Raw genomic sequence first — 9,738 nt, forward strand, 5'->3', positions numbered from 1 at the left:
GCCGCAGCGACAGGCGCCTTGACAAGCGTGCCGCTCAGAACGGCAGGTCGCCTTCGATGGTGGTGCGGTACATCACGCGGCGCAGCGCGTCCGGGCAACCGGCAGCCAGGTGCAACAGCGAGCGGTTGTCCCAGAACAGCAGGTCGTGCTCCTGCCATCGATGACGATAGATATGCTCGGGCTTCACGCTATGGGCGAACAGTTGCGCCAGCAGGTCGCGGCTTTCGTCCTCGGGCAGCCCCGCGATACGCGTGGTGAAATGCTCGCTGACGAACAGCGCGCGGCGGCCGGTCTCGGGATGGGTGCGCACCACGGGCTGCAGCACCGGCGCCACCTGCGCGATCTGCTCCGGCGTCAGGTTCGGGCGCCACGGGCTGCGCTGCTGCAGCTCGGCGTATTTGGCCAGGTAGGTATGCTCGGCCTTGCGCCCTTCCACCGCCGCCTTCAGGTGCGCGGGCAAGGTATCCCAGGCCAGGTGCATATTGGCGAACAAGGTATCGCCGCCTTCGGCGGGCAGTTCCTGCGCGTGCAGCAGCGAGCCCAGGCTCGGCTTTTCCTTGTACGAGAGATCGGAATGCCAGAAGTGCCCGGCATCGCCCAGGCCGATCGGCTTGCCGTCCTCGAGCACATTGGAGACGATCAGGATCTCGGGATGACCGGCGAGCTGGAACTGGTGCAGCACATGGATCTGCAACGGCCCGAAGCGGCGGCTGAAGGCGATCTGCTGGCCGGGCGTGATGCGCTGGTCGCGCAAGACCACCACGTGATGGTCGAGGTGTGCCCGATGGATGCGGGCAAAGTCTTCCGCCGGCAGCGGTTCGGACAGGTCCAGGCCGACGATTTCCGCGCCCAGCGGTGCGTCGAAGGGGCGGATCTCGAAAGCGGCGCCACTGGAGACTGCGGCGCAAGCGGAGGCGGGCGCGGCACGGGTGGCTGATACCGGGTGGGTTCCAATCGTCATGACAGGCTCTTTGGCAAGGACCGGCAGTGCGGGCCCGATACGTGGCGCGGCGCGGTTTCCGGCAATGGCCAGGCCCTGCACTGCTTGTTTTCAAGCTATGCACTGTAGAGATCGGAAGCTGGAGCGGTCAACGAATGTAATCGCTGCCGCTTATCTGTTTATTGCATATGGCGCGGAGGCTTCCGTGCGTAATGATCCACCACAGGTTTGCTCCCCTCGCCCACAAAGCGGGAGAGGGGAGAAAAACAGCGCATGGAAATCCCTCTCATCGCCCCACGCAACCACGACGGCAAGGCACATTCCCCGTATCCGGGCGTCCATCGACAACAAAGCCATCGCGGTTCGGCATCCGCACCCGCGGCAGGGTCGAGGCATCGAGCACCGTGTCGGAGGGGAGGATGCCGTTCAGGTGCAACAGATAGGCGGTGACCGCGTACACCTCGTCCGGCTTGAGGCTCTGCGGCGCGTTATACGGCATGGCCCGGTTGATAAAGTCGAACACCGTGGTGGCATAGGGCCAGAAGCTGCCGATGGTCTTCAGCGGCGGCTTTCCGTCCGCCTGCGCGCGGTTCAGGCTGCCCTGCCCGCCCACCAGCGCATCCGCCGGCTTGCCTTCGCCCTTGACACCATGGCATGCCGCGCACTGGCTCTCGTAGACCTGCCTGCCGCGCGCCACGCTGCCGCTGCCCGGTGGCAGGCCGGCGCCGTCGGGCGTCACGTCGATGTTCCACGCGGCCAGGTCGCGCTCGCTGGCAAGCAGCCCGAGGCCATAGGTCTGCGCCTGCGCCGGAACCGCGGCCAGCGCCAGCAGCGCTGCGGCGGCGCGCATGCGAAACAGCTCAGGCGCGTGCATTGGCGATCCTCCCGTCGGCGGCGACGCGCCACGCCTGGATGGCGTTGTAGTGATAGGTGGATTCGTAGCCGCGCGCGGCCACCAGCTGGGCGGGCGTGGGCTGTACATTGCCGGCCTCGTCGATGGCGCGGCTTTGCAGCACCGCCGGTCCGCCCTCCCAGCGCCAGGGCAGGCGAAAACGCGTCAGCGCGCGATCCAGCACCGGGTCCTGCAACTGCGCCTCGCGCCAGTCGCGGCCACCGTCCACCGACACCTCCACGCGCTGGATGCGGCCGTACCCCGACCATGCCAACCCCGATATCTCGTAGAAGCCCCTGTCGCGCAGCCGGTGATCGGGCGCGGGGAAGGTGATGACCGATTTCACATCCATCAGGAACGTGAACTGGCGCGCGCTGCCGTCGGGCAGCGAATCGGTGTACTTGGACGTTTCTTCCCGCGTCATGAAAGGCGCTCGGCCCAGCTTGAGCCGCCGCAGCCATTTGATGCTCATATTGCCCTCGAAGCCGGGCAGGAACAGCCTGAGCGGATAACCATGCTCGGGCCGCAGCATCTCGCCGTTCTGCGCGTAGACCAGCAGCGCATCCTCCAGTGCCTTGGCCATCGGCACGCTGCGCGTCATGGTCGCGGCATCGGCGCCTTCGGCCAGCACCCATGCGGCTTCCGGGCGTACGCCCACTTCCTCCAGCAGCACCGAAAGCGGCACGCCGGTCCACTCGCAACACGACAGCAAGCCATGGCTGATCTGTACCGAGCTGGCGCTCGGCGCGCGCCATTCGCGGCCGGTATTGCCGGAGCACTCGAGAAAATGAATGCGCGATACCGAAGGCAGCCGCACCAGATCGTCCATGGTGAAGATGCGCGGGCGATCCACCAGCCCATGCACGGCCAGCCGGTGCTGCGCGGGATCGATCAGCGGAATGCCGGCGTGGTGGCGCTCGAATACCAGGCCGGTGGGCGTGATGATGCCGCGCAGATCCTGCAGCGGCGTCATCGACGAGTTGGCGCCCGGCATCGGCGCCGCGCCCCGGTTGCGCCGGATCACGTTGCTCTCGAACCCGGAGGGCTGGCCGTAGGCGTGCCACAACACGGGCTCCCCCGGCTCGCGCGTCCATGGCGGCACCGTCAGCGCTTGCGCGCGCGCGGCGGGCGCGGCGAGCGCGCCCAGCGCCGCCGCGCCCCCGAGGCTCGCGCCCATGCCGGCGCCCTGATGCAGGAAGCGGCGCCGCCCGGCTTGCCGCAGTCCGCTTTTGTCGTCCTTGTTCGTCATTGCCTCGCGCCTTGTCCGCTGCACACGCAAATGGCGAACTATAGGACCGGCGCAATCACGGAGGAACGAAGGAAAACGCATGCCGATATGACTAGTGCCTGCCGCGCGCCGCTCATCCCGGACCCGGCACCGCCGGGCGGGCATGGCGCTGCAGGAACGCAACGGCGCGCGCCACCACGTCCGCATCCTTCAGGATGCGCCGGTGCCCGAGCCCCGCGGCCGGCACGAGCTCGGCCTGTGGCCAGGCCCGCGCCAGCGCGACCGATTCCGCATAAGGCATCTCCGCGTCCTCGGGATCGTGCAGCAACAGCGCCGGGTGCCGCAGGCCCGGCGCCAGGCGCGCCAGGTCCATCACCGTGGCCGGCTGTCCCAGGTAACGCTCGAACCGTTCGCGCAGCAAGGGCCGCAGGTCCTCGGGCAAACCCGCCGCGCGCGCCACGTAGGCAAGCACGCGCACCAGCGACGACGGGCCGGCCAGATGCACGCTCGCGCGCACCTCCAGCCCGTGCGCAAAGGCATAGAGCGCCGCAGCCGAGCCCGCCGAATGCCCGATCGCCATATCGAACGGGCCCAGCGCCCGCGCCACGCTGCCGATGGCGCGCCCGCACGCCACCACGTCGGAGGTCGTACCGGCCGAATCGCCATGCGCCGGCGCGTCGAAAACGCAGACGTCGAAGCCCGCCGCCGTCAGGGCCGGCACCCATGCCCCCCAGTGGCTGGCGCGGCTTTCCCAGCCATGCACCAGCAGCACGCGCGGCGGCGGCGCCGCCTCCCGGGCACCCCGCCAGGTCCATGCGGCAAGCTCGGCACCCTCGTGCGCAATACGCTGGGCGCGGCCGCTTTGCAGCAGCTGGCGCTCGCCCTCGGCAAGCGCAAAGCGGCGCGGTTCGATGAACGCCTTGAGCGCCTGCGCCACGCTGGCCGGCAACGGTGCGCCGGTCTCGATTACGTCGGTCTGTTCCATCCGGGATCTCCTCGATGTCCTGTGTCGTGTACGGTACGGCTCAAAGCGCTTCGAGCACGGTGGCGATGCCCTGCCCGCCGCCAATGCATTGCGTGGCCAGCGCGTAGCGCCCCTGCTGACGGGCCAGCAGGGACGCCGCCTTGCCGGAAATGCGCGCGCCGGTGGCGCCCAGCGGATGGCCCAGCGCCATCGCGCCACCGTCCAGGTTGACCGTGCCGGGATCCAGGTCCAGCTCGCGGATGCAAGCGAGCGCCTGCGAGGCAAAGGCTTCATTGATCTCCACCACGTCCAGCTGCCGCACCGACAGCGCGGCACGCGCCAGCACCTTGCGCGTGGCATACACCGGACCCATGCCCATTTCGGCCGGATCGCAGCCGATGGTGGCCATGGCGCGGATGCGCGCCAGCGGCTGCAGGCGGTGGCGCGCAACGAAGGCTTCGGTGGCGACCAGCACCACCGCCGCGCCGTCGGTCAGCGGCGAGGCGGTGCCGGCCGTGACCACGCCCTCGGGACCGAAGGCCGGGCGCAATGCCGCCAGCGCCTCCAGCGAGGTCTGCGGGCGGATACAGCCATCGGCCTCGATGCGCTCGCCATCGTCGCGCACCACCGGCACGATCTCGCCGGCCAGCCGGCCCTGCGCGCGCGCCTCGGCGGCCTTGTGGTGCGACGCCAGCGCCATCCGCTCCTGGTCCTGGCGCGACACCTGATAGCGGCGCGCCACATTCTCGGCGGTCTGGCCCATGCTGACATAGGCATCGGGGTAGTCGCGCAGCAGGTCGGGGCTGGGGGAGGCATTGAAGCCGCCTTGCGGCACCATGCTCATCGACTCCACGCCCACGCACAGGTAAGCCTCGCCGATGCCGGCCTCGATCTGCGCGGCGGCCATATGGATGGCGGACATGGATGAGCCGCAGAAGCGGTTGATCGTCATGCCCCCCACCTGCTGCGGCAAGCCGGCCAGGAAACCGACGATACGCGCCAGGTTCGATCCCTGCGGCCCCTCCGGATAGGCGCAGCCGAGAATCACGTCCTCCAGCCCGGCGGGATCGAAGTCGGCGCGCTGCAGCAGCCCGCGCACGGCCTGGGCCGCCAGGGTGTCGGGCCGGACCTGGGCAAGCGCGCCCTTGGCGGCGAAGTGGAAGGGAGTACGGACATAGGCGGCAATAAGAGCTTGCATGACTTGGACTCCGTCTGGTTCAAAGTGAAAGTACGCGCGGGCGCCTGCGATGCCTTTGCGTTACCAAACCTACCAACCATATGGTAGGGTAAGGGCGCCAAAAAAAAGCACGCTTGCGGGCGTGCCTCGTTGCTTCAACCTCCGTCAGAGCGACAGCGCTTCCCTGGCGAAGGCGATGGCCTGATCGAAATCCTCCACCCGCCCGGTCATGCGCGCGGACAGCAATGCGCCCTGGCAAGCCGCGAACAACGCGGCAGCCGCCGGGCCGGCCTGCCGGCCCAGGCCCATCTCGCGCAGCACGCCCTCCAGCCAGCCCACCTGGGCGGCACGCAGGCCGCGCACGGCCTCGCGCAGGGCCTCGTCGATGCAATCCCAGCCGGGCGCGAGCGCGCCAGCGGGGCATACGCCGCGGCCCGCGTGCAGCGCGTCGCGGAACATCCGGCAATACGCCGCCACCTTCTGCGCTGGCCGGCCCGGCAAGGCCCCGGACCAGGCGCGGAAAGCTGCCGTGGATTCCTGCAGGACTTCCACGCCGAGTGCTTCCTTGGATGGAAAATGGTGATAGAGGCTGGCCTTGCGGATGCCAACCTGGTCGGCGATGTCCTGGAAGCTGAAGCCGAGATACGAACGCGTCTGGATCAGGTCGCGCGCCACGCGCAGCACATGGGCGCGCGTGGTGTCGGGTGGAGCAGCGGCGGTAGGCATGGGGTCGGCCGGTCTTTGGATCTACCTACTATAAGGTAGGCTGCCATGCCCGTCAACCGTGCAGGCCGGCCGGCGGCGCCCCGTGCCGGGACTTATGCACGCAAGCCATAACCAAAGCCAAAAACATTCCTTCTGTAGCGCCGGGCACGCCGCGTATCTTGGGAGCCGTTGACGACTCTCACTGCCCTGACAGGAATACAGCCAAGATGGCCATCACGCGACGAACCCTTCTCAAACGCCTGGCCGTGTCCGGCCTGGGTGCCGCCGCATCCGCCAGCCCGCTGGGCGCGTTCGGCGCCAACGGCGCCGCCTGGCCCGAGGTGATCCGCATCGGCGTGGCGCAGCCGGCCCTCGGCACCCCGCCCACCTTCGCCGGCAGTTCGCTGTCCATCGCGCATGCGCGCGGCTGGCTGGAAGAGTCGTTCAAGCCCGCCGGCACGCGCGTCGAATGGTTTTTCTTCAAGGGCGCGGGGCCGGCCGTGAACGAGGCGCTCAGCACCCGCCAGCTCGATTTCGCGCTGCAGGGCGACCTGCCCGCCATCGTGGCGCGCGCCGCCGGCCTGAAGACCCGGCTGGTGCTCGCCACCGGCATACGCACCAACATCTATATCGGCGTGCCGCCGGATTCGCCGCTCAAGACCGTGGCGGACCTGCGCGGCAAGCGCGTGTCGCTGTTCAAGGGCACCAATATGCATCTGCCCGCGCTGCGCCTGCTCGAAGCCAACGGCCTCGCCGAGAAAGACCTGCGGCTGTTGAACCTGGACACCGCCGGCTATCTCGCCGCGCTCACCACACGCGATATCGACGCCGCGATCGGCGCCATGGATATCCTGCGCCTGCGCGACAAGGGCGCGGTGCGCATTCTCTATTCCAGCAAGAACCAGTCGCCGGTCTATACCCGCCAGAGCCATGTGCTGGTCACCGACGAGTTCGCCGGCAAGTATCCCGAGGCCACCCGGCAGTTCGTCAGGACCGCGGTGCAGGCGGCGCGCTGGGCCTCCGACGAAAAGAACCGCGAAGAGGTGCTGCGCACCTGGGCGCGCGCCGGCACGCCCTACGAGCACTGGAAGGAAGACTACGAAGGCGAGCCGCTGCGGGTGCGGCTCAACCCGAATTTCGACCCCTTCCTGGTAGCGCGCTACAAGGACGCCACCGAGCAGGCGTACCGCCTGCGGCTGTCGCGCGCCCGGTTCGAAGTCGACCAGTGGATCGATACCAGCTTCCTCAAGACCGCGCTGAACGACCTGGGCCTGCAGAGCCACTGGCCGGTCTACCAGGCCAACGGCAAGATCCTCGGAGCCTGATGCGATGGCCGCCAACGATACGCTAGTCCTGCCTCGCCCCAGCCAGGCGCGCTCCGCGTGGCGTCCCGGCTGGCGCCCCGGGCGCCGCCACTTCGCATGGCTGCTCGCGTGGCCCGTGCCGCTTGCGCTGCTGCTGGCCTGGTATGTGGCGGCGCGCTTCGAATGGATTGCGCCGCAGGTGCTGCCGGCGCCGGATGCGGTCTGGCACACGCTGGCCGAGCTGTACCGGAGCGGCGAGCTGCAGGCCAACCTGGCCGTCAGCGCGCTGCGCGTGGCGGGCGGCTTCGCACTGGGCCTGGCCGGCGGACTGGCGCTGGGCGTGGCGATGGGCTTGTCGCCGGATTTCCGCGACTACGCCTATCCCACCTTCAAGGCCTTCAGCCAGGTGCCGGTGCTGGGCTGGCTGCCGCTGCTGATGCTGCTGGTGGGCATCGACGAGGCGCTCAAGATCATCCTGATCGCCAAGGCCGCGCTGGTGCCGATCGCGCTCAACACCTACAAGGGCATCCAGAACGTGCCCACGCGCTATATCGAGGTGGCGCGGGTGCTGAAATTCACGCGCTGGCAACTGCTGTCGCGGGTGGTGTTTCCGGCTGCCGCCGCGCCGGTCTGGAACGGCATCCGCTACGGGCTGACGCACGCCTGGCTGGCGCTGGTGGTGGTGGAGCTGCTGGCTTCGTCCGAAGGGCTGGGCTACATGATCGTCTACGGGCGGCAACTGTTCCAGCTCGACATGGTGATCGCCGCGGTGATCGTGGTGGGCGCGGTCGGCTTCGCGCTCGACAAGGTGCTGGCGCTGGCCGAACGCGCCGTGCTGCGCTGGCGCAAGCCGGGTCTTTGATCGTTGGACAGCAAGGAGTCCGAGATGGCTGATGCCTCCACGGCGCTGGCAAGCAAGCCAGCCAACACGCGCCCCGTGCGCATCCCGCGCGCGCTGCGCGGCTGGGTCCTGCCGATTGCGCTGGTGGTCCTCTGGTGGGCCGCGGTGCGCTTCGGCTGGAGCACCTCTCCCCTGCTGGTGCCGGTGTCCAAGGTCTGGGCCACGGCGGTCGCGCAGGTGCAAAGCGGCGCGCTCTTCGCCGCCCTCGGCGCCAGCCTGTGGCGGGACCTGGCCGGCTTCGCGCTCGGCGCCAGCGTGGGCCTGGTGTTCGGCACCGCGCTGGGGCTGTCGCGTTTGTTCGAGCAACTGTTCGGCCCGAGCTTCCACACCGTCAAGCAGATCTCGCTGTTTGCCTGGATTCCGCTGCTGTCGGTGTGGTTCGGCCTGGGCGACACCGCCAAGGTGGTGTTCCTGTCGCTGGCGGCCTTCTTCCCGGTGGTGCTCAATACCTTCGAAGGCATCCGCGGCGTTCCCGCCGACCTGCTGGAAGTGGCCCGCGTGCTGAAGTACTCGCGCTGGCAGGTGCTGCTGCGGGTGGTGCTGCCGTCGGCGTCGCCGTCGATCTTCGCCGGCATCCACCTGGCGCTGATCTACGCCTGGCTGGCCACGCTCGGCGCGGAGTACCTGCTGGTCTCCGGCAAGGGCATCGGCAACACCATGACCGACGGCCGCGAGAATTTCTGGATGGACCTGGTGATCTTCGGCGTGATCGTGGTGGGGCTGGTCGGCTTCACGCTGAACTGGATCGCCAGCCGTATCGAGCGCCGCCTGCTGGCGTGGCGCGGGCGCTCCGTCGCCGCCTTCTGATCCGCCAGATCTGCCCCTGACCGCCTGTTCCCACATCCACTGGAGAGACCTGCCATGGCCCATGCCGGTACGCTCAGCATCGAGCACCTGCGCAAGCAATACGAAGTCAAGGGCCAGCCCCTGCCCGTGCTGGAAGACATCACCCTGTCGATCGCCCCCGGCGAGTTCGTCAGCATCGTCGGCGCCAGCGGCTGCGGCAAGTCCACGCTGCTGCGGCTGGTGGTGGGACTGGAGGAAGACTACAAGGGCGAGATCCTGCTCGACGGCCAGCGCGTGGCCGGCACCAGCCTGGATCGCGGCATCGTGTTCCAGGAGCACCGGCTGTTCCCCTGGCTGACGGTGGAGCAGAACATCCGCATGGCGCTGCTCAACGCCGACCTCGCCGAGACCGAGAAGCGCCGCACGGTGCGCGAGCATATCGCGCTGGTCGGGCTGGCGGGCTTCGAGACCGCCTTTCCGCACCAGCTCTCGGGCGGCATGTCGCAGCGCGTGGCCATTGCCCGCGCGCTGGTCACGCGCCCGGAGATCCTGCTGCTGGACGAGCCCTTCGGCGCGCTCGATGCGCTCACCCGTGCCTACCTGCAGCAGGAGCTGCACCGCATCTGGCAGGCCGAGGGCATCACCATGATCCTGGTCACGCACGATGTGGAGGAAGCCATCTACCTCGGCGATCGCGTGGTGGTCATGGAGCCGCGCCCCGGCCGCATCCGCCGCATCCTGCCGGTGCCGCTGGCCCATCCGCGCGACCGCGCCGCACCTGCCTTCGCGCGCGTCAAGGACGACGTGCTGCAGGAGTTTTCGGGGCAGCCGGCCGATCTGG

Annotated in this window: 10 protein-coding genes; 4 read left to right on the top strand and 6 right to left on the bottom strand. The window is 68.8% G+C overall.

What is annotated here, in order from left to right:
• Window positions 1–34 precede the first annotated feature (34 nt).
• From P3W85_RS16685 to P3W85_RS16710, 6 genes are all read right to left on the bottom strand, one after another.
• Window positions 35–961, bottom strand: a complete 927-nt coding sequence (locus P3W85_RS16685; RefSeq protein ID WP_276265594.1) for a TauD/TfdA dioxygenase family protein — start codon at window positions 959–961, stop codon at window positions 35–37.
• Window positions 962–1,226: 265 nt separating this feature from the next.
• A complete protein-coding gene (locus P3W85_RS16690; protein ID WP_430869558.1) occupies window positions 1,227–1,814 on the bottom strand; it encodes a c-type cytochrome in 588 nt (195 codons plus the stop codon).
• A complete protein-coding gene (soxC, locus tag P3W85_RS16695) occupies window positions 1,801–3,081 on the bottom strand; it encodes a sulfite dehydrogenase (RefSeq protein WP_276265595.1) in 1,281 nt (426 codons plus the stop codon). Before soxC ends, P3W85_RS16690 begins: the two co-directional genes overlap by 14 nt.
• 112 nt (window positions 3,082–3,193) lie before the next feature.
• The gene (locus P3W85_RS16700) at window positions 3,194–4,045 is read right to left on the bottom strand and encodes an alpha/beta hydrolase family protein (RefSeq protein WP_276265596.1); all 852 of its coding nucleotides are present in this window, start codon (window positions 4,043–4,045) and stop codon (window positions 3,194–3,196) included.
• Window positions 4,046–4,085: 40 nt separating this feature from the next.
• Window positions 4,086–5,222, bottom strand: coding sequence for a thiolase family protein (locus tag P3W85_RS16705; RefSeq protein ID WP_276265597.1), 1,137 nt, complete (start codon window positions 5,220–5,222; stop codon window positions 4,086–4,088).
• 144 nt (window positions 5,223–5,366) lie between these two features.
• Window positions 5,367–5,927 carry a TetR/AcrR family transcriptional regulator gene (locus P3W85_RS16710; protein WP_276265598.1) on the bottom strand — a complete coding sequence of 187 codons (561 nt, stop codon included), beginning with the start codon at window positions 5,925–5,927 and terminating at the stop codon, window positions 5,367–5,369.
• 206 nt (window positions 5,928–6,133) lie between these two features.
• Between P3W85_RS16710 and P3W85_RS16715 the strand changes: the two genes are divergently transcribed.
• The 4 genes from P3W85_RS16715 to P3W85_RS16730 all read left to right on the top strand — a co-directional run.
• Window positions 6,134–7,231 (top strand): ABC transporter substrate-binding protein, encoded by a 1,098-nt coding sequence (locus tag P3W85_RS16715; RefSeq protein WP_276265599.1) that lies wholly within the window; start codon window positions 6,134–6,136, stop codon window positions 7,229–7,231.
• A gap of 4 nt (window positions 7,232–7,235) precedes the next feature.
• The gene (locus P3W85_RS16720) at window positions 7,236–8,072 is read left to right on the top strand and encodes an ABC transporter permease (protein ID WP_276265600.1); all 837 of its coding nucleotides are present in this window, start codon (window positions 7,236–7,238) and stop codon (window positions 8,070–8,072) included.
• A 24-nt stretch (window positions 8,073–8,096) separates the two neighbouring features.
• Complete coding sequence (locus P3W85_RS16725; RefSeq protein WP_017229624.1) at window positions 8,097–8,918, top strand: ABC transporter permease; 822 nt, start codon at window positions 8,097–8,099, stop codon at window positions 8,916–8,918.
• 54 nt (window positions 8,919–8,972) lie between these two features.
• The coding region (locus P3W85_RS16730) for an ABC transporter ATP-binding protein (protein ID WP_276265601.1) at window positions 8,973–9,738 on the top strand (766 nt) is incomplete at its 3' end.

It is taken from the genome of Cupriavidus basilensis (genome assembly GCF_029335485.1).
GTDB classification, from domain to species: domain Bacteria; phylum Pseudomonadota; class Gammaproteobacteria; order Burkholderiales; family Burkholderiaceae; genus Cupriavidus; species Cupriavidus basilensis_E.